General features: G+C 66.9%; 20 protein-coding genes. 12 read left to right on the top strand and 8 right to left on the bottom strand.

Annotated features, from left to right (window positions below; all coding sequences use genetic code 11):
• The first annotated feature begins 1 nt into the window (after position 1).
• Positions 2-2,155, top strand: coding sequence for a M56 family metallopeptidase (locus ACTOWJ_RS17130; protein WP_441335836.1), 2,154 nt, complete (start codon positions 2-4; stop codon positions 2,153-2,155).
• Between the two features lie 267 nt (positions 2,156-2,422).
• Here the strand turns inward: ACTOWJ_RS17130 and pyrH are convergent, their stop codons facing one another.
• Entirely contained in the window at positions 2,423-3,145 is a 723-nt protein-coding gene (gene pyrH / locus ACTOWJ_RS17135) for a UMP kinase (RefSeq protein ID WP_441335837.1), read from the bottom strand.
• 259 nt (positions 3,146-3,404) lie between these two features.
• Here pyrH and ACTOWJ_RS17140 point away from each other — a divergent pair, with 259 nt between their 5' ends.
• Together ACTOWJ_RS17140 and ACTOWJ_RS17145 are read left to right on the top strand one after the other, a co-directional pair.
• A complete protein-coding gene (locus ACTOWJ_RS17140; protein WP_441335838.1) occupies positions 3,405-4,097 on the top strand; it encodes an AIM24 family protein in 693 nt (230 codons plus the stop codon).
• Positions 4,098-4,286: 189 nt separating this feature from the next.
• Complete coding sequence (locus tag ACTOWJ_RS17145; protein ID WP_441335839.1) at positions 4,287-4,517, top strand: hypothetical protein; 231 nt, start codon at positions 4,287-4,289, stop codon at positions 4,515-4,517.
• 294 nt (positions 4,518-4,811) lie between these two features.
• Here the strand turns inward: ACTOWJ_RS17145 and tsf are convergent, their stop codons facing one another.
• The 3 genes from tsf to ACTOWJ_RS17160 form a co-directional block, all read right to left on the bottom strand.
• Complete coding sequence (tsf, locus tag ACTOWJ_RS17150; protein WP_441335840.1) at positions 4,812-5,693, bottom strand: translation elongation factor Ts; 882 nt, start codon at positions 5,691-5,693, stop codon at positions 4,812-4,814.
• A 269-nt stretch (positions 5,694-5,962) separates the two neighbouring features.
• Positions 5,963-6,829, bottom strand: coding sequence for a 30S ribosomal protein S2 (rpsB, locus tag ACTOWJ_RS17155; protein WP_441335841.1), 867 nt, complete (start codon positions 6,827-6,829; stop codon positions 5,963-5,965).
• Between the two features lie 459 nt (positions 6,830-7,288).
• On the bottom strand, positions 7,289-8,197 hold the full coding sequence (locus ACTOWJ_RS17160) for an MBL fold metallo-hydrolase (RefSeq protein ID WP_441335842.1): 909 nt from the start codon (positions 8,195-8,197) through the stop codon (positions 7,289-7,291).
• An 87-nt stretch (positions 8,198-8,284) separates the two neighbouring features.
• On the opposite strand from ACTOWJ_RS17160, the gene map reads away from it, so the two are divergent.
• The 7 genes from map to dapE all read left to right on the top strand — a co-directional run bounded on the left by map (position 8,285) and on the right by dapE (position 15,374).
• The gene (map, locus tag ACTOWJ_RS17165) at positions 8,285-9,061 is read left to right on the top strand and encodes a type I methionyl aminopeptidase (protein WP_441336094.1); all 777 of its coding nucleotides are present in this window, start codon (positions 8,285-8,287) and stop codon (positions 9,059-9,061) included.
• On the top strand, positions 9,058-11,805 hold the full coding sequence (gene glnD, locus ACTOWJ_RS17170) for a [protein-PII] uridylyltransferase (protein ID WP_441335843.1): 2,748 nt from the start codon (positions 9,058-9,060) through the stop codon (positions 11,803-11,805). The genes map and glnD overlap by 4 nt, the downstream gene beginning before the upstream one ends.
• Complete coding sequence (dapD, locus tag ACTOWJ_RS17175) at positions 11,781-12,695, top strand: 2,3,4,5-tetrahydropyridine-2,6-dicarboxylate N-succinyltransferase (RefSeq protein ID WP_441336095.1); 915 nt, start codon at positions 11,781-11,783, stop codon at positions 12,693-12,695. Before glnD ends, dapD begins: the two co-directional genes overlap by 25 nt.
• A gap of 4 nt (positions 12,696-12,699) precedes the next feature.
• On the top strand, positions 12,700-13,173 hold the full coding sequence (locus ACTOWJ_RS17180; RefSeq protein ID WP_441335844.1) for a hypothetical protein: 474 nt from the start codon (positions 12,700-12,702) through the stop codon (positions 13,171-13,173).
• A 232-nt stretch (positions 13,174-13,405) separates the two neighbouring features.
• Positions 13,406-13,876, top strand: a complete 471-nt coding sequence (locus ACTOWJ_RS17185; RefSeq protein ID WP_441335845.1) for a hypothetical protein — start codon at positions 13,406-13,408, stop codon at positions 13,874-13,876.
• Positions 13,873-14,232: a Spx/MgsR family RNA polymerase-binding regulatory protein gene (locus ACTOWJ_RS17190; RefSeq protein ID WP_441335846.1), complete on the top strand. Its 360-nt coding sequence runs from the start codon at positions 13,873-13,875 to the stop codon at positions 14,230-14,232. Before ACTOWJ_RS17185 ends, ACTOWJ_RS17190 begins: the two co-directional genes overlap by 4 nt.
• Positions 14,229-15,374, top strand: coding sequence for a succinyl-diaminopimelate desuccinylase (dapE, locus tag ACTOWJ_RS17195; protein WP_441335847.1), 1,146 nt, complete (start codon positions 14,229-14,231; stop codon positions 15,372-15,374). The genes ACTOWJ_RS17190 and dapE overlap by 4 nt, the downstream gene beginning before the upstream one ends.
• Positions 15,375-15,558: 184 nt before the next feature.
• Here dapE and ACTOWJ_RS17200 read toward each other — a convergent pair whose 3' ends face one another.
• The gene (locus tag ACTOWJ_RS17200) at positions 15,559-17,958 is read right to left on the bottom strand and encodes a penicillin acylase family protein (RefSeq protein WP_441335848.1); all 2,400 of its coding nucleotides are present in this window, start codon (positions 17,956-17,958) and stop codon (positions 15,559-15,561) included.
• 21 nt (positions 17,959-17,979) lie between these two features.
• Positions 17,980-18,276 (bottom strand): DUF6053 domain-containing protein, encoded by a 297-nt coding sequence (locus ACTOWJ_RS17205; RefSeq protein WP_441335849.1) that lies wholly within the window; start codon positions 18,274-18,276, stop codon positions 17,980-17,982.
• A gap of 9 nt (positions 18,277-18,285) precedes the next feature.
• Between ACTOWJ_RS17205 and ACTOWJ_RS17210 the strand changes: the two genes are divergently transcribed.
• A complete protein-coding gene (locus ACTOWJ_RS17210; protein WP_441335850.1) occupies positions 18,286-18,417 on the top strand; it encodes a hypothetical protein in 132 nt (43 codons plus the stop codon).
• A 141-nt stretch (positions 18,418-18,558) separates the two neighbouring features.
• Positions 18,559-20,244: an asparagine synthase B gene (gene asnB / locus ACTOWJ_RS17215; protein ID WP_441335851.1), complete on the top strand. Its 1,686-nt coding sequence runs from the start codon at positions 18,559-18,561 to the stop codon at positions 20,242-20,244.
• A gap of 116 nt (positions 20,245-20,360) precedes the next feature.
• Here asnB and ACTOWJ_RS17220 read toward each other — a convergent pair whose 3' ends face one another.
• Together ACTOWJ_RS17220 and ACTOWJ_RS17225 are read right to left on the bottom strand one after the other, a co-directional pair.
• Positions 20,361-20,828: a hypothetical protein gene (locus tag ACTOWJ_RS17220; RefSeq protein ID WP_441335852.1), complete on the bottom strand. Its 468-nt coding sequence runs from the start codon at positions 20,826-20,828 to the stop codon at positions 20,361-20,363.
• Between the two features lie 396 nt (positions 20,829-21,224).
• A complete protein-coding gene (locus ACTOWJ_RS17225) occupies positions 21,225-22,364 on the bottom strand; it encodes a polysaccharide deacetylase family protein (RefSeq protein ID WP_441335853.1) in 1,140 nt (379 codons plus the stop codon).
• Positions 22,365-22,382 lie beyond the last annotated feature (18 nt).

Here is a 22,382-nt window from a genome sequence, read left to right on the forward strand (position 1 = left end):
GATGAGTCTGGATTGGATCGGCGAGACGTTGTTGCCGCGTCTGCTCGCGGCCGGGGTGCAATCGCTGCTGGTGGTCGCCGCGGTGTGGGCGCTGTGTCGCTACCTGCGCTTGAGCGCGAGCGTGCGTTGCTGGCTGTGGTGGTTCGCATCCTTGCAACTGCTGGTCGGCGCGTTGTGGCCGACGCCGTTGAGTCTGCCGCTGCTGCCGGCCTCGTGGAATCAGGCCGCGATCGCCGAGCCGGCGTCGGCGCAATTGTCGGCGAGCGCGCAGTTGCCGTTCTTCGCCACCCGCGGCGATCTGGCGGCGTCGGCCGCGGCCGACCCGATATCGGCATCGGCGCTGGATTGGCTGTCGTGGCCGCTGGCGTTCGCGGCATTGTGGCTGTCGGGTTTCGCGCTGGTCGCTCTCGCCAGCGCGCGCGGCTACGCGTCGGCGCGCCGCCGGGTCGCCGATTCGCAGCCGTGCGAACAGCCGCATGTGCTGCACGCCTATCGCACGCTCGGCGATGCCCTCGGGCTGAGCCGTTTGCCGCCGCTGCGGCTGTCGGCGCAGATCGATTCGCCGCAACTGATCGGCCCGCCGGCGACGGTGCTGTTGCCGCGCGAGCGCATGGCGCAATTCAGCGCCGAGGATTTGGCGATGGCCTTGCATCACGAACTGGTCCACGTGCGCCGCCGCGATCTGTGGTGGGGCTGGGTGCCGGCGATGGTGCAGCATCTGTTCTTCTTTCATCCGCTGGCGCATGTGATCGCGCGCGAGTACTCGATCGCGCGCGAAGCGGCCTGCGATGCGGCCGTGCTCGAAAGCCGGCGCTACGCCGCGCAGGACTACGGCCGCTTGCTGCTGCGTCTGGGCGTCGCGCCGCGGCCGGCATCCGGCGTCGCCAGCGCGTCGCCGACTTACACCGCACTGAAGCGGCGTTTGCTCCTGCTGCAGAACGCGACCTCGTCTTCGCAATGGATCGCATTGGTGCTGACTGCGGCGGTCGTGCTGCTGGGGCTGGTGCCGTACCGGGTCACCGCGGCGGCCAGCGAGCGCGCGCCGAAGACCGAATCGCATTCGGTGTCGATCCATTCCTCGGATCGGCGCGGAGGCGAAACCCGCATCACCGAATTGAGCAACGGCGGCCAGCCGGCGGTGTGGGCGATCAAGGGCGATCAGTACTACCGCGTGCGCGACGACGGAAGCTACGAAGCCGTGCGCGACAGTGCGATCCGCGCGCGATTGCAGCAACGCATGCGCGACGCCAGACAGGCCGGAATCGATGCCGAACGCGCGGCCGCAACGGCCGAGTTGGCGGCACGCGAGGGCGAACGGGCGGGGCGCGAAGCCGAGCGGGCCGGTCGTGCCGCCGCGCTCGAAGCCGAACGCGCGGGGCGTACCGCCGAGCAGCACGCCGAGCGTCACGCCGAACATGCCGCTCGCACGGCCGAGATAGAAGCCGAGCGCGCCGGTCGTGCCGCCGAGATCGAAGCCGAACGCGCCGCGCGCGCCGCGGAAACGCAAGCCGAGCGAGCCGCCGCGCTCGAAGCCGGGCGCGAAGAAAGCGCGGCCGCTCGAGAGGCGGTACTGACAGCGCAGCGCGCCAACGAACACGGCCATCGCGCCGCCGAACAGGCGACCCGGCTGGCGGCGAGTCAGGCCCAGAGCGCGCGCCTGCAGGCCGAGCGCGCCGCGCGCGAGGCCGGGCTGCGGTCGCGCGAAGCCGCGCGCCGCGCGGCCCGCGAAGCCGAGGCGGCTCGCGACCAGGACCGCCGCGATGCCGAGCAAGCTCGCCGCGACGCCGAGCAGGCCCGACGCGACCGCGATCAGGACCGTCGCAATGCCGAACAAGCCCAGCGCAACCGGGCGCAGGCTCAGCGCGATGCCGAACAAGCGCGCCGCGATGCCAGGCAGCAGGCGCTCGATGCCGAGCAGGCCGGTCGCGATGCGCGCCAGCGCGCGATCGAGCAGGCCCGTCGCGCCCGCGAACAGGCCGCGGCCACGCCGTATCGTTATCAGTCGTCCAGGAACAGCGAAGAAACCAGGCTGTGGCTCGTGCAGATTCGGCGCAACGCATCGCAGGTGGCGAGTATCGCGATCGCGCACTCGCGCATCGATCGCGAGGCCACGGCGTCGGTCGTCGCCGCAGCCCGGGTGGTCGCCGAGCGCTGAGCGCGGGCGAGGCCGGCGGCATCACCGGTGGATGGCCGCAGCGGCAAGCGCATGGGCGGGCGCGCCGATGTTCGCGCGGCCAGCGGAAGTTCGAACCGCGCGGGTGTTTGGGCGTTGCGATAAAAGCGCCGCCGCGATCGTTCGGTTTACTCAGCGGCCACCGTGTCGCAGCGGGCGGATGAGCGCACGCGCATGCGGCGCGACCGCAGTAGTGCGCGTGCGTCAGCGTGTCGGATCGGTATCGCCCGCGTCGCCGCAGGCGCGGATTCAGCCGCGGCCTTGCACCAAGGTGCCGATGTTCTCGCCGCGCAGGATCTTCAGCAGCACGCCCGGCTGGCCCATGTCGAAGATGCGCAGCGGCAGCTCGCTGTCGCGGCACAAGGCGAACGCGGCGGTGTCCATCACCTGCAGATCGCGGCTGATGACCTCGTCGTAGCTGAGCTTGTCGAAGCGCACCGCGTCGGTGTGCTTCTTGGGGTCTTTGTCGTACACGCCGTCGACCTTGGTCGCCTTGAGCAGCAGGTCGGCGCCGATTTCGATCGCGCGCAGCGCCGCGCCCGAGTCGGTGGTGAAGAACGGGCTGCCGACGCCGGCGGCGAAGATCGCCAGACGGCCTTTTTCCAGATGGCGGATGGCGCGGCGGCGGATGTAGTCCTCGCACACGTCGTTGATCTTGATCGCGCTCATCACCCGCACCTTGGCGCCGAGCTTTTCCAGCGAATCCTGCATCGCCAGCGCGTTGATGACGGTGGCCAGCATGCCCATCTGGTCGCCGGTGACCCGGTCCATGCCGCCGGCCGCCAGGCCCGCGCCGCGGAAGATGTTGCCGCCGCCGATCACCAGCGCGATTTCGGCGCCGGCCTGCTGGACTTCGATGACTTCGCGCGCCAGTCGGCCGATGACCTTGGGGTCGATGCCGTAGTCCTCATCGCCCATCAACGCCTCGCCGGAGAGTTTCAACAGGACACGGCGATAGGCGAGCTGGGACATGGGGGATCTCGGGGGAGGCGGAAAGCGGGTGGAATTGTAGCTCAAGCGCCTACCGCTGAGGCACGCGACGGCGGCGATGGCGGCGTTGAAACATCCCGCGGACCCTGAATTCGCATGGCCGCGCGCCGGTGCCGCCGGCCGATGCGATGTCGACGGCGATCACGTTGTCGCGGTCGGACGGTATGATCCGCCCGCCGGTCCAGCCACTGGAACCGCCGCCGCGCCCCACCGGGCCGCGCACCACCCAAGGAGATGGAAAGTGTCGATCAAGAATCTCAATGAATTCGTCGAATCGTCCAAGCAGAAGGACCTCAGCCAGGACGTGTTCGAACTGGAAAGCTCGCACCTGCTGGAGGTCAAGCTCAACGGCCGGGTCTGGGCCAAGGCCGGCTCGATGGTCGCCTACCGCGGCGGCGTGAAGTTCGTGCGCCAGGGCATGATGGAGCAGGGCCTGGGCAATCTGCTCAAGAAAGCGATCAGCGGCGAAGGCACGCAGCTGATGAAGATGGAAGGCCAGGGCCGCGTCTACATCGCCGACGCCGGCAAGAAGATCACCCTGCTGCGCCTCAACGGCGAGTCGATCTTCGTCAACGGCAACGACGTGCTGGCCTATGAGGACGGCGTCGCCTCGGACATCAAGATGATGCGCAAGGTCTCCGGGATGATGTCCGGCGGCCTGTTCAACATCAAACTCAGCGGCAGCGGCGTGGTCGCGATCACCTCGCACTACGAGCCCTTGACCCTGGCGGTGACCCCGGACCAGCCGGTGTTCACCGATCCGAACGCCACCGTGGCCTGGTCGGGCGGACTGAGCCCGGACATCGTCACCGACATCTCGCTGGGCACCCTGTTCGGCCGCGGTTCGGGCGAGAGCGTCCAGCTCAAGTTCGCCGGCACCGGCTGGGTGGTGGTGCAGCCCTACGAGGAAGTGTATTTCCAGCAGCAGGGCTGACCTGTCTATGCCGCCTGCCTCGATTCGGAGGCGTCGGCGGTCGGGTGGCGAGGGCCGGAAGCGATTCCGGCCTTCGTCGTTTCCGGGGGCGGTGGTGTCAAAACCGACAGGTGCCATCTCGGCCTCCGGGCCGGCCGGTTCTATGATGGAAACGGCGAGATCCTCGCCGCCAAACCCAGGAAGGGTTCCATGAACATGTTGAGCAAGACGCTGTGCGCGCTGACCTTGTCCGGCCTGCTGCTGACGCTGCCGATCGCCCAGGCCGATCCGGTCGAGGGCTCGTTCTACACCGAGACCACTTGCGAGTATGTCGGCTGGGCCTTCGAGATCGTGCTGACCAAGTACCGGTACACCGGCGGGCAATGGACGGTGATCTCGCAGACCACGAGCTATTCGGAGTCCTGCCCGCCGATCGATTGACCGGCCGCGCGGCGGCGGATGAAGCTCCGCGCTTTTGCAGGGTCGAAATCCATGCCCGGTGCGAAAAGGAGGGCGGCGACAAGCGAATGTGCGCGCAGTCGTTCTGGCGGCGTCAGCAGCATTCTCGCATGAGCCGGCACGAGGCGAACGGCGCAGGAACACGGTGCGGGCTTGCCGGCCCATGAAATTCTTCTGCAACGGCGGGCTTTCGAAACGCCGGCCGACCGAAAGGCCGGCAACAAAAAAGCCACGGAAATCCGTGGCTTTTTCGTTGCCGCGATGAGAGGGGACGGCTTACGCCAGACCCGCCTGCTTCATGACTTCGGCGGCGAAGTCGTCGACCTGCTTCTCGATGCCTTCGCCGACGGCGATGCGCTGCATGCTGACCACATCGGCGCCGGCGGCCTTGACCACCTGCTCGACGGTCTGGTCGGTGTTGAGCACGTAGGGCTGGCCGTACAGGGTGACTTCGTTGACGATCTTGGCGATCTTGCCGCCGATGATCTTCTCCAGGATGTCGGCCGGCTTGGACTTGTCCTTGTCGGACATCTTGGCCAGTTCGATTTCCTTTTCCTTCTCGACGAAGGCGGCCGGAACGTCGCTGGCCTTGATGTGCGGCGGATTCATCGCCGCCACGTGCATGGCCAGACCGCGCGCCAGTTCGGCGTCGCCGCCCTTGAGCTCGATCAGCACGCCGATCTTGCCGCCGTGGACGTAGGCGGCGATGTTGTTGGCGCTGTCGATGCGGACCAGGCGACGGACCTGCAGGTTCTCGCCGACCTTGGCGATCACCGCGGCGCGGGTTTCCTCGATGGTCTCGCCCGACGGCAGCTTGGCGGCCTTCAGAGCTTCCACGTCGGCCGCACCCGAACTCAGCGCGGCCTGGGCCACGGCGTCGGTGAAGGTCAGGAAGTTGGCGTCCTTGGCGACGAAGTCGGTCTCGGAGTTGATCTCGACCAGCACGGCCTTGCCGCCGTCCTGAGCGACCGCGATGCGGCCTTCGGAGGCGACGCGGTCGGCCTTCTTGATCGCCTTGATGGCGCCCGACTTGCGCAGCCACTCGGCCGCCGCCTCGATGTCGCCGTTGGTTTCGGTCAGGGCCTTCTTGCACTCCATCATGCCGGCGCCGGTGCGCTCGCGGAGTTCCTTGACCAGGGAAGCGGTGATTTCAGCCATGTGAATTACCTCAGGTGTACGTGTTGCCCAAGTAGGAGCGGCGCAAGCCGCGACAAGCGAACAGGCCGAATGCCACGGAGGCGGCCGAAGCGATGAACCTTCGGCGAGCTTTTCGCATTGAGCGCGCGGGCTGCATGGACTTGGGCAGCAACGCTCGCGGACGTGGCGTTGGTTGGTCGCGGCTTGCGCCGCTCCTACAGGGGTCGGATGGTGCGTGTCGCAGCCGCGCACTATGGCGCGGCTGCGTTACGGGACGCTGACGGCCGCGATTACTCGGCGGCCGGAGCTTCGCCTTCGACCGCCGGAGCGGCTTCGGTCTTCGCGGCAGCAGCCGGAGCCGGGCCCTTCTTGGCCGGTGCGCGACCGCGCGGAGCGGCCTTGCGGTCGTCCTTCGCGGCGCCTTCGCCTTCGCCTTCGGCGAAGTCTTCCTCGCGCACGCCACCGACCTGCGGAGCCGCCGCCTTGCCTTCCAGCACGGCGTCGGCCGCGGCACGGGCGTACAGCTGCACGGCGCGGATGGCGTCGTCGTTGCCCGGGATGGCGTAGTCGACCAGGGCCGGATCGTAGTTGGTGTCGACCACGGCGACGACCGGGATGCCGAGCTTCTTGGCTTCCTTGATCGCGATGTCTTCATGGCCGATGTCGATCACGAACAGCGCGTCGGGCAGACGGTTCATGTCCTTGATGCCGCCCAGCGAGGCTTCCAGCTTGTCGCGCTCGCGGCGCAGGCCCAGCACTTCGTGCTTGACCATCTTCTGGAAGGTGCCGTCGGTTTCGCCGGCTTCCAGTTCCTTCAGGCGCGAGACCGACTGCTTGACGGTGCGGAAGTTGGTCAGCGTGCCGCCCAGCCAACGCTGGGTCATGTACGGCATGTTGCAACGCTCGGCCTCTTCCTTGATCGACTCGCGCGCCGAGCGCTTGGTGCCGATGAACAGGATGGTGCCGCGCTTCTGCGCGATGCCCGAGATGAAGTTCATCGCGTCGTTGAACAGCGGAACGGTCTTCTCGAGGTTGATGATGTGGATCTTGCCGCGGGCGCCGAAGATGTACTGGTCCATCTTGGGATTCCAGTAACGCGTCTGGTGACCGAAATGGACGCCGGCTTCCAGCATCTGGCGCATGGTGATCTGAGGCATTGCGAAACTCCGAGGAAAAGGAACCGACGCCGAATGAGTGATGGCGTTTCATCCGAAGCCGAAGCGTTCGGACGATGGTTCCGGGGTTGGGCCTCCCTGTCGCTTTCGTGACCGAACCGCTGGTCCTGTACTGAAGCCTTGGCTCCAGACTGGCACGCGGCACCCCGGCACGGGCTGTGGCGGCAGGTGTGTATTCGCCGGTGACGTCCGGCGTGGACGGCGATGCGGAGCGGGTCGAAAACGAACGGCCCATCCACAAAGCCGGCGGATTGTAGCCCGGGCGCGGGCTTGGAGCAATCGCTGGGGGGTCGAGGTCTATTGTGGGAGGGTCTTCAGGCCCGACGCCTTTTGCTCAGGTCGCCTGACTGCCTCGCTGCGGAGAGCGTCGGGCCTGAAGGCCCTCCCACAACAGACCTCGCGGCGCTGGAGGATCTGTCGTATCCGACCGGCAGGTTCAGCCTACGGCTTGGCGGGCAAGGAATCGTAGACCGAGCCCACGATCTGGGCCGGCGTGACCCAGTCCTGGCCCCACTTCGCGTCCAGGTCCTGGGTCGGTGCCGCGGCCAGGGTTTGCTCGCGGGTCTTGCCGGCGCGCTTGCGCCTGGCGACGCGTTCGCGCACGTCGACCAGCATGTCTCGCGCCGCTTTGAGATCGTTCCGCCCGCCGATCGGCCCATGACCGGCGACGATCCGGGTCTTGCCGTCCGCCAGGGTCAGCCCGCGGTCCAACGCCGCGATCAGGCCGTCGACCATCCCGCCGGTGCCGGTATCGATGATCGGGTACAGGCCGTTGAAGAAGCAGTCGCCCATGTGCAGCACGTTGGCCGCGGGGAAATGGACCAACAGATCGCCGTCGGTATGGGCCTGAGGCACATGGATCAAGCGCGCCTCGAGCGTCCCCAGGCGCAGCTTTCCGTCGCCCTGGAGCGTGAGACTTGGACGGGCTGCCATCGGCAGGGCCGGAATCGTGCGGTTCAAATGCTTGAGAAAGGTGTCTTCCGAGACCCGGCGCCAGGCGTTTTCGTGCGCGACCACCACCGCCCCGCGTTCGGCCAGGGCCTGGTTTCCGCCGACATGGTCCAGATGCCAATGAGTGTTGACCACGTAGCGCAGGGGTTTGCGGCCCTCCAGTGCCTTCATCAGGGCCGGCGCGGTCTTGGGCAGTTCGCTGTCGACCAGGATCGAGGCGTCCTCGGCCTGCGCCAGCAGGACCGTCGTGGCCGGTCCGCGCAGCACCGACAGGCCCGGGACCAGTTCGACGAAGGCCGGCTCGGTCGCGGCCGGCGGTTCGGCGCGCGCGGGCGAACCGGCCAGGACGGCCGAACCGCCCAGCAAACCGCCCAGCAGGAGCAAAGAACGCGGATTCACGGCAAGTCTCCACAAGGGGCCGGCATCGGCACGCTGAGGATCGCGCGGCGCGATGATAGGCGAACGTGAATGAGCGATAATGCTGACATGGCCATTTCCATCAAAACCCCCGAAGACATCGAAAAGATGCGCGTCGCCGGCCGCCTGGCCGCCGAGGTGCTGCAGGTCGTCGCTCCGCACGTGAAGCCGGGCGTGAGCACCGGCGAGCTGGATCGCATCTGCAACGAGCACATCGTCAACGTGCAGAAGGCGATCCCGGCCAACGTCGGCTATAAAGGTTTCCCCAAGACCGTGTGCACCTCGGTCAACAACGTGATCTGCCACGGCATCCCCAGCGACAGCAAGATCCTCAAGGAAGGCGACATCGTCAACATCGACGTCACCGTCATCAAGGACGGCTGGCATGGCGATACCAGCCGCATGTACTACGTCGGCGCCCCTTCGGTCATGGCCAAGCGCCTGGTCGAGGTGACCCGCGAGGCGATGTTCCGCGCGATCCGCATCGTCAAGCCCGGCATCACCCTGGGCGACATCGGCCACGCCATCCAGACCTACGCCGAAGGCGAGCGCTTCAGCGTGGTGCGCGATTACTGCGGCCACGGCATCGGCCGGGTCTATCACGAAGCCCCGCAGGTGCTCCACGTCGGCCGTCCGGGCGAAGGCGTCAAGCTGGTTCCGGGCATGACCTTCACCATCGAGCCGATGATCAACGAAGGCACGTATCGCCATAAGACCTTGCCCGACGGCTGGACCGTGGTGACCAAGGACCGCAAGTTGTCGGCGCAGTGGGAGCACACCGTCGCGGTGACGCAGGACGGCGTGGAAATCCTGACCCGCGTGCCGGGCGACGATAACGATCTATGACCGCTACCGGCGCCGACGAGCGGCCCGTCGATCGATCGGCTGCCGCCTCGCCGGTGTCCGCGCTCGCGCCCGCATCCGATGAGGCGCCGGAGCCGGGCAGTCCCGCGGCGATCCGCGCCGCGCTGAGCGCGGTCGACGCCGCGCTGGCCCAGCGTTTCGACCAGGACGCCAACGCCGACATCGACCGGCTGTTGCGCGCGCGCACCGACGCGGTCGACGTGCAGGTGCGCGCGGCCTGGCAGGTCTGCATCGATGCCGGCGCGCCGCTGGCGCTGTTCGCGGTCGGCGGCTACGGCCGCGGCGAATTGTTTCCGCAATCCGATATCGACCTGCTGGTGCTGGCCGAGCCCGACGCGCAAACCGCGCAGGCCGAACAACTCGGCTGCTTCTTCGCTTGCCTGTGGGACGCCGGCCTGCCGGTCGGTCACGCAGTGCGTTCGGCCGCGCAATGCACCGAGGCGGCCGCCGATCTGACCGTGCTCACCGCGATGCTGGAAGCGCGCCCGATCGCCGCCGACGCGGTCGCGCAGATGGCGCTGCAGGCCGCGGTGTCGCCCTCGCAGGTGTGGCCGGCGCGCGACTTCTTCATCGCCAAGCGCGATGAACTGCGCCAGCGCCACGCGCGTTACGGCGACACCGCCGACAACCTGGAGCCCAATCTCAAGGAAGGCCCCGGCGGCATGCGCGACGTGCAGACCCTGCACTGGATGGCGCTGCGCATCATCGGCACCTCCGATCTGGAATCGCTGGTCTCGATCGGCCAGCTCGGGCCGGACGAATTGACCACGCTGGAGCGCGAACGCCGCACGCTGTCGCGCCTGCGGTTCGGGCTGCATCTGGTCGCGCGAAAACGCGAAGAACGCTTGCGCTTCGACTATCAGAAGCTGCTGGCCGAGCGCCTGGGTCACGTCGACAACGCCGACAACCTCGCCGTCGAGCAGATGATGCAGGGCTTCTACCGCAGCGCCGCGCTGGTGCTGCGGATCGGCGAGCGCCTGCTGCAGCGCTTCGAGGAGCAGATCGAAGGCGAAGCCGTGCCGGTGCCGTTGACCGGTCCGTACGAGGCCTTCGAACTGCGCCGCGACTACATCGCTGCTCGTACAGCGGGCACCGCGCGCGAGACCGAGTGGCCACGCGACGCCTACGACATCTTCGCGCTGTTCGCGGCCTGGGCCGCGCACGACGAAATCCGCGGCCTGCATTCGCAGACCGCGCGCGCGCTGGCCGAAGCGCTGACCAAGGTGCCGAGTTTCGACAAGGCCGAGCCGGCGCTGCGCGAACGTTTCCTCAAGATTCTGCGCGGCCCGCATCCGGTGCACGCGCTCGAACGCATGGCCCGCCTGGGCGTGTTGGGGCGCTGGATTCCGGCATTCTCGAAAGTCTCCGGACGCATGCAGTTCGACCTGTTCCACGTCTACACGGTCGATCAACACACCCTGGCGGTGCTGCGCAATCTGGCCCGCTTCGCCTCGGGCGTGGCCGACGAGCGTTTCAGCATCGCCCACGAAGCCTGGCCGCGCCTGCGCAAACCCGAGCTGCTGTTGCTCGCCGGTCTGTTCCACGACATCGCCAAGGGCCGCGGCGGCGATCATTCCGAACTCGGCGGCGACGATGCGCGGGTGTTCGGCACCACGATGGGCCTGAGCGAATCCGACACCGCCCTGGTCGAATGGCTGGTGCGCCAGCATCTGCTGATGTCGGTGACCGCGCAGAAGCAGGACATCGCCGACCCGGAAGTCATTCATCGCTTTTCGGCGAAGGTGGCCGATCGCGAACATCTGGATCATCTGTATCTGCTGACCTGCGCCGACATCGCCGGCACCTCGCCCAAGCTGTGGAATGCGTGGAAGGACCGGTTGTTGGCCGATCTGTACACCGCCACGCGCTTGGCGTTGCGGCGCGGATTGGAGCATCCGGTCGCCGGCGCCGAACGCGCCGCGGAAACCCGCGAGGCCGCGCAGGCCATGCTGGCGGCGTTCGGCGCGCGCGATGAGGAAATCGCTGGGTTGTTCGCGCGCATGCCCGAGATCGCGTTCCAGCGCGGCCGGCCCGATCAGATCGCCTGGCAGGCCGCGTCGCTGCGCGGCGTCGCGATCGGCGACACCCGCGTGCGCGCGCGGCCGGTCAGCGCGCACGGCGGCGCGCATGCCGGAGCGCTGGAAGTGTTCGTGCATTCGCCCGATCGCGACGGTTTGTTCGCCGCGATCGTCGCCACGCTCGATCGTCTGGGCTTGGCGATCCAGCAGGCGCGCGTGCTCGACGGCCCGAACGGGGCGATCTTCGACACCTTCGAAGTGGTGCCGACCGATCCGCGCCAATCGCCGAGCGCCGAAGACGTGGAGCGGCGCCTGGAATCGACCCTGGCCGGCCCGCTGGAGCGGATCAAGCCCGCGCGCCGCGCCCAGCCGCGCCATCTGCGCCATTTCCGCATCGCCCCGCAGATCGAGTTCTCCGATTTTAATAAGGGTGATTTTAATAAAGGTGATTTCAATAAGGGCGCGAGTTCCAATCCGCGCACCACGGTGAGCCTGGTCTGCACCGACCGCCCCGGACTGCTGGCCGACGTCGCCCAGACTTTGCGAAAACAGCGGCTGCGCGTGTACGACGCACGCATCGCCACCTTCGGCGAACGCGCCGAGGACGTGTTCCAGATCACCGACGGGCGCGATCGCGCGCTCGACGAAACGCAACAGCAGGCACTGCGCGAAGCGTTGCTGGCCTGCCTCGAAGGAGAAAACCGATGAGCCCCGCCAAGAAGACCAGCAAGAAGGCCGTTAAGAAGAAGAGCAATCAGGCGCCGGGCGCGGACGAATTGAAGTTCATGGTCGACAGCGCGTTCGAGCGCCGCACCATGCTGACGCCGGACGAGGTCGAAGGCTCGACCCGTCCGACCGTCGAGCGGGTGATCGACGGCCTGGAGCAAGGCGAATTCCGTGTCGCCGAACCCGACGGCAAGGGCGGCTGGACCGTCAACGAGTGGCTCAAGAAAGCGGTGCTGCTGTACTTCCGGGTTAACGAGATGCAGGTGATCGAGGCCGATCCGGCGCCGTTCTGGGACAAGGTGCCGGCGCGTTTCGAAGGCTATGGCGAGTCGGATTTCCGCAAGCTGGGCGCGCGCGTCGTTCCCGGCGCGATAGCCCGTCGCGGCGCCTACATCGGCAAGGACGTGGTGCTGATGCCGAGCTTCGTCAACATCGGCGCGCACGTCGGCGAAGGCACCATGGTCGACACCTGGGCCACGGTCGGCTCGTGCGCGCAGATCGGCAAGCATTGCCATCTGTCCGGCGGCGCCGGCATCGGCGGCGTGCTCGAACCGCTGCAGGCCTCGCCGACCATCATCGAAGACCATTGCTTCATCGGCGCGCGCTCGGAAGTGGTCGAGGGTTTCGTCGTCGGCCACCACAGCGTGATCGGCATGGGCGTATTCCTGGGCCAGAGCACCCGCATCTACAACCGCGCCACCGGCGAGATCAGCTACGGCTACGTGCCCCCCTACAGCGTGGTCGTCTCCGGCCAGCTGCCGGCCAAGGATGGATCGCATTCGCTGTACTGCGCGGTGATCGTCAAGCAGGTCGATGCCAAGACTCGGTCCAAGACCAGCATCAACGATTTGTTGCGTGGGTTGGCGGACTGAGGCGATGACCATGCGGCGCATTTCTTCGAGCTGTACCTTATTGCACAAATGGTCCGTGGTTATCCCGTTCATTGGATTGCTTATCGCTTATGCGCATATCCGGCAGCATCCTTTTCCCGAGGACCCGCGATTCATCGCGTGTTTTTTAGTGTTTGCTGTGGCGATGTGCGCCGTGCATGTCGCGTTTTCCCTGAAACTGGCCGACGAAGTCCTTGATGCTGGCGACCGCCTGCGTGTGCGGCGTCGCGGCGTCGAGGTCACCATAGCCTTGGCGGACATTGAACGGGTGTGGAAACGATGGTGGAGCAACCCAGACCAGATCGTGCTGCAGTTGCGCAGTCCGGGTGAATTGGGCGAGCGCATTGCGTTTATCCCGCAGACGGACCTGTTGGGGTTCGGCGGAAAGGCGGTGCTGACTGATTTGCGCCGCCGAGTGAGTGAGGCGCGGACCCGATTGCAGCCGGGACGGCGCCGATAGTCTTTCAGAAAACCTTTCCCCGAAAAGAACGTATAAGCCGTGTTCCTTGTGTCCATCGACTTTCGCCGGGCGTGCCGGACCCGCATGGATTTACTGAGGCAAGAACCGAGGGCGAGATGACCACGCTTTATGGTTTGAACAACTGCGACACCTGCAAAAAAGACGATCCGGGGTGTAAGGGTCTGCCGAATGGATCGGATGATCGTTCATGCCGGTCGGGAGATATCTGACAATGCGCCGAATTTCATCGTCGATATCGCATCACTTCAAGCGCACCCTGCCGGTGTTGACGGTGGGCGCGTTTTCCGCCGGGTTGGTGGCCATGTTGTCCCAGCGGCCGATACCGGTCGAAGCGGCGGTCGTGTTCGCGATCGCGCTGGTGGCGTCGGCGAGCTATTACTGTTGGTTCATGCGCGGTGTGTTGGACGAGGTCTTCGACGACGGCGACCGCTTGCTGGTGCGTAATCGTGGAGTGGAGGACACGGTGCTCCTGCGCGATGTGGTCGGCGTCAAGGCCCAGCGCATTCGCACGCTCGTTCGCTTGACGCTGGCGCTGGCCGTTCCGGGGAAGTTCGGCGACAAGATCGTGTTCCTCGTCCGCGACACGTTCCTGGACGTGCTGCCGTACGGTCCGCCCCCGCTGATCAAGGACCTGGAAAATCGCATAGCGGCACATAAACAGAATTCGACGAGGGATCCATGACCACGCTTTATGGTTTGAACAACTGCGACACCTGCAAGAAAGCCCGCAAATGGCTCGATCGCTTCGGCGTCGCGCACAGCTTCGTCGATTATCGCGATAACCGGCAGCCGCCGGAGACGCTGATCGAGTGGAAGCATCAGCTCGGCGGCTGGGAGTCGTTGATCAACAAGTCCTCGACGACGTGGCGCACCTTGCCGCCGAACCGCAAGGAGCCGGCGTCGGATGCGGAGTGGAAGCTGCTGCTCAAGGAGTATCCGCAGCTGATCCGGCGCCCGGTCGTGGTCAGCGACGAGGGCAAAGTCACCCAGGGCTTCAGCGACAACGGCTTCAAGCAGCGCTTCGGGATCGGTTCGTGAGCGTCGGCGGCCAGAGCGCGGTGTTGGAGTTGGCCTGCGATTTGATCGCGCGGCCGTCGGTCACGCCCGACGATCTGGGGTGCCAGCGGCTGATCGCCGAGCGTTTGAGCCGTGCGGGTTTCGCTTGCGAGCACCTGCGTTTCGGCGAGGTCGATAATCTTTGGGCGGTGCACGGCGCGGGCGAGGGACCGACTCTGGTGTTGCTCGGACATACCGACGTGGTGCCGTCCGGGCCGGTCGACAGTTGGGCCAGCGATCCGTATCTGCCCGAAATCCGCGACGGCGTGCTGTACGGGCGCGGCGCGGCCGACATGAAAGGCAGCGTGGCCGCGTTCGTGGTCGCGCTCGAACAGTTCGTCGCGGCGCATCCTCGGCATCGCGGCCGGATCGCGTTGCTGCTGACCTCCGACGAGGAGGGCGACGCCATCGACGGCGTGCGCCGCGTCGCTGAAACCTTCCGCGCGCGCGGCGAGCGCATCGATTGGTGCATCACCGGCGAGCCGTCGTCGACGGCGAAACTGGGCGATCTGTTGCGTGTCGGCCGCCGCGGCACCTTGTCGGCGACGCTCAAAGTGATCGGCGTGCAGGGTCATGTCGCCTATCCGGAGAAGGCGCGCAACCCGATCCATCAGGCGATGCCGGCCTTGTCGGAACTGGCCGCGCGGCGTTGGGATGAGGGGTACGAGACCTTCCCGCCGACCTCGCTGCAGATCAGCAATATCAACGCCGGCACCGGCGCCAACAACGTGATTCCCGGCGAATTGCAGGTGCTGTTCAATCTGCGCTTCAACCCGAGCTGGAACGCCGAGAGTCTGGAGCGCGAATGCGAAGCGGTGTTGCAGGCGCACGGACTGGAATACGAGTTGCGCTGGTTCCGCGGCGGCGAGCCGTTCTACACCCCGGAAGGGCCATTGCGCGCGGCGGCGCGCGAGGTGCTGGCGCGGTTTGCCGGCGCCGCGCCGCTGGAGAGCACCGGCGGCGGCACCTCGGACGCGCGCTTCATCGCGCCGCTGGGCGCGCAGTGCATCGAGATCGGGCCGGTCAATGCGAGCATCCACAAGGTCGACGAGAACGTGTCGGTGGCCGATCTGGAGGCGCTGCCGGATCTTTATCTGGCGTTGATCGAGCGTTTGTTGCGCTGAACAAATGCGCCTCGGCTTCTCCCTGTAGGAGCGGCGCGAGCCGCGACCGCGGTGCTGCCGGTCGCGTCGCCGTAGTCGAGCAGGCGTCGTCGGCGGGTTTTCGCGGTCGCGGCTTGCGCCGCTCCTACAGGTAAGTCATGTAGAGCAGCGCGAGCTGCGACCGCTGAGTTGTCGGTGCGCGCGATTACCGGGGCTTGAGGGTCAGCGTGTATTTCGCCGTGCCCGGCAGGAATGGCGTGGGCCGTCCGTGCACCCAATCGTCGTGGCCCGCGCCCCAGAACGGCGACAGCGGGTGGCCGCTCTGGCCACCGGGCATGTGGATGATGCCGTCGGCTTCGTGACCGGGCGAGACCACCATGCGTTCGGAGGCGCCGAAGTTGCTGCGCTGCACGCGCGGCATCGCGGCATCGCCAGACAATTCGTCGGGCGGCATGCACAACGCGCCCTTGGCGAAGCCGGGCAGGGCCGAGGCGAGCGGGTGGCAGATCGCGGCGGTGTTGTGCTCGCCCCAGCGGTGCTTGGACAACTGCGCGGCGGCGTTGGGTCCGGGCGCGATGTTCAGATCGGCGAGTACGTCGGCGGCGGCGTGTTCGAGCAAGGTGTCCCAACTGGATTCGTTGCGCGGCAGCAGATGCGCCGGACGCTGGTTCAACAGCGGCCAGACCACGCCTTCGAGCTGCCTGAGTTCGGGCATTTCGAACTGCGCGCCCATCGCCGCCTGCGCCGGCGCGGTCAGGCCGTTGGCGACGTGGGTGAATACTGCGCGGCGCCAGTTACGCACCATGCGGTAGCTCACCGAGTTCGGTTCGGCGCGGCCTTCCCAATGCTTGGAGGCCGCGGCCAACGCGGTCAGCGCCGGGCTTTGGCCGCCCTTGGACACGCGCCCGGCCTGGTCCTGCAACAGCTTCCACCAGCGTTGCAGGAACAGTGCGCGATCGTCGAGTTGGATCGCCAGCAAGTCGCGTTCGGTGAACTGTTGTTTGTCGAACAGGCCGTCGCGGATCTGTCCGGCGCGCGCGCCGAGCACGTAGTCGCCGTCGCCGATGCGTTCCAGGTCCAGACCGTCGAGAGTGCGGGTGTTGGCGGTCCACAACCGGCCCGACGGCGGCGCGATCAGGTTCGGCGCGTCTTCGGTCTGGATCGTCCAGGGCACGCACGCGGCCGCGCCGTCGCCCAGGTTCTCGATCAACGCGGTGGTGGAGCAGCCTTCATGCCGTTCCGGCAGCGGGCCGAGCAGACGCCAGGCGATCTTGCCCTGGCGATCGCCGACCACCAGGTTCTGCACCGGCATGGCGACCTTGCGCGCGACCGTCAGCGCCTGGTCCACCGACTGCGCGTGCAGCAGATCGGACAGGCCCATATTGAGCGCGCCAGGCAGGTGCGCGCTCCAACGCAGGGCCAGCGCGCTGCCATCGGGGTTGTCGTGCAGCAGCGGGCCCCAGGGCGTCTCGCGCACGGTCAGGGTCTGCGCGGGGCCGTCTTTGACCGCGATGGTTTCCTGGTGCACGGTCAGGCCGGCGCAGGTCTGCGGCTTGGCGTCGCCGGCGCAACCGGGTTGGCGCGACCAGTCGGCCCAGTCGCCGTAGCTGTTGGTGAAAGCCCAGGCGATGTGGGTGTTGCTGCCGACCACGATCGCCGGCAATCCGGGCAGGGTGAAGCCGCTGGCGTCGATGCGCCCGCCGGCCGCGCGCGCGTCGGCGTAGCGCAGGCGCGCGCGGAACCAAGTGTTGGGCGCGCGCAGACCCAGATGCATGTCGTCGGCGACGATCGCGCGTCGGTCGGCGGTGAGACTGCCGGCGACGGCGAAGTTGTTGCTGCCGATCTCGTCGAGGAACGGCAACGGCACCAACTTGCCCGGCGGCGGCGACGGCAGTTTGCGCAAGTCCACTTGTTGCGCCGTCGGCAGTGCGGCATCGCCGACCGGCGCGCCGAACAGCGGCGCGTCCCAGGTGCTGCCCAGGTGCGTGACCAGGGCGTACAGCGGCGCCGGCAGATGCGGGCTCATGCGCCACTGCGCGTATTCGCGCGCGTTGCTGCCGTCCTGCAGGTCGAAGTACATGGCGTAACCGACCAGGGCCGAATCGGCGACCGTCCACGGTTCGGGTTCGGCGCGCAGCAACAGGTAGGGCCAGGGCTTGCGCGACAAGCCTTGCGCGCCGGCGTTGACGCCGTCGGCGTAGGCCTGCAGCAGGGCGGCCTTGTCGGTCGCGAACGAGGCCAGCTGCGTCTGAACGCGATGGCGCAGACGATGCACGCGGTGTTGCCGGTCGTAGTCCAGCGCGCGCGCGCCGAACAGTGCCGATAACTCGCCGGCCGCGGTGCGGCGCAGCAGATCCATTTCGAAGTAGCGCTCCTGGCCGTGCACATAGCCCAGCGCGCGCATCGCATCGGTTTCGTTGGCGGCATCGACGGTGACCACGCCGAGCGCGTCGCGCTGGATCGTCACCGGCGCGGACAATCCCGGCAGCGCGAGTTCGCCTTGCAGGCGGGGCAGGCTGCCGCGCAGCAACCACCAGGCGGTCAATCCGCCGATCAACGACAGGCAAAGCAGCGCGAGCAGGCCGCGCTTGATCCATTTGGCCATGGGTATCCTCCGTGGGCGAGCTTAGCCGAAGTCCGTGGCGGAGCCGCGAAGGAGCGATGAAATGGCTTGGGCAATCAGGGCCATTCCGCTCCGGGCGAAGGCGGCGAGGTCTGTTGTGGGAGGGCCTTCAGGGCCGACGCTTTTCGTTCCGATCGCGGCTACAACCGCATCTGTTCGGAAGGCGTCGGGCCTGAAGGCCCTCCCACAAGAGACTTCGGGGGTCGCCGGGCTTTCCGCCGTGGCCCGATGTCCGGATCGCGACGGCGGTCGCGTTGGCCCCGGCAGGCGGCGCTTGCATCCGTCGCCGTCCTCAAGCACGATCCGTCCATGACTTTCGTGTCCGCCACCGCCCCGATCCGCAGCGCCGCTTCCGCCGGCCGCCTGCGTTCGTTGGTGGCCAACGTGCGCGCCAACAACAATAACCGCAATAACGCCAGCCTCCCGCGGGCCGGCGATTAGCGCGCGCAACACACGCTCAATCGCTCAGGAAGCCCGCACTGCGAAGTGTGGGCTTCTTGCGTTTCAGGCCCCCGAAATCCCGAAATCCCGCAATCGCTTCGAACGATCCTTAACGCTTCAAACCCTTCAGGAGATTCCCCGATGTGCTCGATCCTAGGTCTGTTCGACCTCCGTCCCGGCGCCGATCTGCGACCGCTCAGACCCTTGGCCCTGTCCTTGTCGGCCAAGCAACGCCACCGTGGCCCGGACTGGTCCGGCGTCAGCGTGGATCCGCGCGCGATCCTGGTGCATGAGCGCCTGGCGATCGTCGACCCGACCGGCGGCGCGCAGCCGCTGCGCTCGTCCGACGGCGAACTGGCCTTGGCGGTCAACGGCGAGATCTACAACCACCGCGAACTGGAACAGCAGATCACCGCGCCGTACGAGTTCCAGACCAAGTCCGACTGCGAAGTCATCAACGCCCTGTACCGCGAAGGCGGCGACCTGGGCGAACTGCTAAACCGCCTCAACGGCATCTTCGCCTTCGCGTTGTGGGACGCCGCGCGCGGCCGCTACGTGATCGCGCGCGATCCGATCGGCGTGTGTCCGCTGTACTGGGGCCACGACGCCGACGGCCGCCTGTGGGTCGCCTCGGAGATGAAAGCGCTGGCGCGGCTGTGCGACGACGTCGCGCCGTTCCCGGCCGGCCATTACTACGACAGCGACGTCGGCGTGGCGGTGAAGTACTACCAGCGGCCGTGGCGCGAATACGAAGCGACCCAGGGCGTGGAAGTGTCCAAGCAGGAACTGCGCGAAGCCTTCGAACGCGCGGTGCATCGGCAGATGATGAGCGACGTGCCTTACGGCGTGCTGCTGTCCGGCGGCCTGGATTCGTCCCTGGTCGCGGCCTGCGCCGCGCGCTTCGCCCGCCGCCGGATCGAAGAGGACGATCAGGCCGAAGCCTGGTGGCCGCGTCTGCACTCCTTCGCGATCGGCCTGCAGGGCTCGCCCGATCTGGCCGCGGCCGAAATCGCCGCCGAAGCGCTCGGCACCGTGCATCACGGGTTTACCTACACCTTCGAAGAAGGCCTGGACGTGCTGCCGGACGTGATCGCGCACATCGAGACCTACGACGTCACCACCATCCGCGCCTCCACGCCGATGTTCCTGCTGGCACGGCGGATCAAGGCGATGGGGGTGAAGATGGTGTTGTCGGGCGAGGGTTCCGACGAGATCTTCGGCGGCTATCTGTATTTCCACAAAGCGCCCAACGCGCGCGAGTTCCATGAGGAACTGGTGCGCAAGCTCGACGCGTTGCACAGCTTCGATTGCCTGCGCGCCAACAAGTCGATGATGGCCTGGGGCGTGGAGCCGCGCGTGCCGTTCCTGGACGTGGAATTCCTCGACGTCGCCATGCGCATGGACGCGCAGGCCAAGATGGTCGACAAGGCCGCCGGCAAGATCGAGAAGTCGATCCTGCGCGAGGCCTTCGAAGGCTATCTGCCCGACGCGATCCTGTGGCGGCAGAAGGAGCAGTTCAGCGACGGCGTCGGCTACGGCTGGATCGATGGCTTGAAGCTGCATGCCGAGACTCACGTGGGCGACCGCGAGTTCGCCACGGCCGCGAGCCGTTTCCCGATCAATACCCCGCAGACCAAGGAGGCGTACTACTACCGCGGCATCTTCGATGGCCTGTTCCCGGGCACGGCCTGCGCCGAGACGGTGCCGGGCGGCAAGTCGATCGCCTGTTCCTCGCCCGCGGCGATCGCCTGGGATGCGGCGTTCGCCAACGCGGCCGATCCATCGGGGAGAGCGATCGCCGGGGTGCATCAGGCGGCGTTGGTTTGATTCATTGAAACCTGGGCGCGATGAGAATGATGCGATGAAATGGAAGGTGCCGTCGCGGCGGCACCTTCCTTGACGCCAGCGAACTCGCTCGAATGCACTCGTCGAGCGGGGTCGCTTTACATGCCGCAACCCAGCCAATTGCGGCTCAGGCTCTTGTACTCCCAATGACCGTCATTGCATTGCACGTTGACAGTAGCCGTGGCGGCCAACTCGCAGCCCGCGCCCTTGAACACCGAATTGCCGACGTGCAAAGGATCAGAGATGTAAGAGTCATAGCCGTCCTTATCCTGAGTGGAGGTCGACCAGTTCGGACGAGCTGTGTTGCGACTGGAGACCGTGACCGAGGCGACGTAGTACTGGGGCAGCGGCGCCGGAGGACTGAAGCCGCTCGGCGAAAAGTCCGCCTCCGAGCGCACCGTCGCGGTGGTGGCGGTCTGACCGAAAACCAGGTCCAAATCGACCCAATGATCGCCACAGACCTGTTGATGCAGGGTGGCGGTAGGTGGCGGCGAAGCCAGTGCGGACAGAGGCAGGGTCAATGCGAACAGTCCGGCGAAGACTGGGAGTCGGAACATCGTATGCATGGCCAATTCTTCCTTGTTTGAAAAGACGGGATGCTTGTGGCGATTCGATCCGGTCGCGGGTTCACGCCACTCGCATCGCACCGCTCGCAACAGCGCCGCGAAAAACACGGCGCTGTTCCTACTACTCGCAAGATGAGCGCAATTCGGCTCACTCCCAATCATTCAAGGGCATTTGGCGCATCCAGCATGCTTTAGGCGTGCCGTTTTGGTTTGCCGGTGTGAAATTCCAGCATTCGCCGTCTTTTTTGGCGAGTAAGTCTGGTTCGTTCCGCCGAGATGGATCGGCCACCAAACAACTTGTCGATGAACCCGTTCCGGTAATACCTGGGCGCGAGAGCGCCGACGCTATCGAGCGCGCGGTGCTACGCCCAGGCGGCAGGATGTGATCTGCGTGGATCAACCGCGGCCGCGATACTCCTGGCAACCGATCCACTCTAGACCCGCGCCCCGAGTCTGCCGCAGCAGCCACGGCAGGGCGATGCGCGCTTTGTCGTGGATATCGTGAAACAGGATCGTGCCGTGCCGCCACAACAGCATCAGGCTGAGCAGGCGGCCCTGGATGTCGGCCGGCGTCATCTTGGCGTTCCAATCCTGCGAGTCGATGCTCCACAGCGCCACGCGCAGGCCTTGTTGGCGGAAGAATTCGCCGCTGTCGGCGCGGCGCTGGCCGTAGGGCGGGCGGAACAGCGGCACGTAGGCCGATCCCGCCTGGGCCTTGATCAGCGCGCTGCTGCGGGTCACCGAATCCTGCCATTGCGGCCAGCGAGAATGCGATTGGTGTTCCCAGCCATGCGAAGCCAGGCACATGCCCGCATAACGCTGCGCGGTGCGGCCGGCCGCGCCGGCGTCGGCTTGGCGTTGCAGCGACAGGCCGAGCACGAAGAAGGTCGCATCGAGTTTGTGCTCGCGCAGCGTCGCCAGCAGTTTGTCGGTGCTGCCGCCGGCGGCGCTGGGGCCGTCGTCGAAGGTCAGAAGGAAGCGCCGATCGGGCAGTTCGCTGCCATCGAGTTCGCCGTCGCCGTAGGTGTCGATCTCGCTGCTGACGCGCGGGAACAGCGCGGCCAGGCGCAACAGTTCGTCGAGGTAGATGCGATGGAAGCGGGCCGCGTCGGCGCGCCAGGCCGCATAGGCCGGTTGCGGCGCGGTCTGCAAGGCCAGCGCCCGCTTGCGCAGCGCCTCGGCGTCGGCGGCCGGTTCGCAGAACGCTTCGCGCTCGCGGCAACTGCGCGAGGCCAGGCGATAGTTGGCGGCCAGCCGCTGCCAGTAACGCGCGCGCAGCTTGTCGACCGATGCGCGCGATGCGAGGCCGAACTGCTTGAGCCGCAGGCGCGCGGTCAGGTCGGTATCGTCGAGGGATTCGCTGAGCGCCAGCTCATGAGCGAAGGCGAGAATCTCGGCGCGCGAGGCGCGATCGAACGCGGTCGGCGAATCGATCGGATCCGGCCAGGTCGCGCGATCGGCGCTGGCGACCTGGCTCGGACCGGCGGCGTGAGCGACGGCGCTCGCTGACAACACGGCGAACACGAGCAGGAGCACGCTCAGCCGCCGCTGCGT

The sequence above is a fragment of the Lysobacter sp. CA199 genome (genome assembly GCF_052078715.1).
GTDB lineage: Bacteria > Pseudomonadota > Gammaproteobacteria > Xanthomonadales > Xanthomonadaceae > Lysobacter.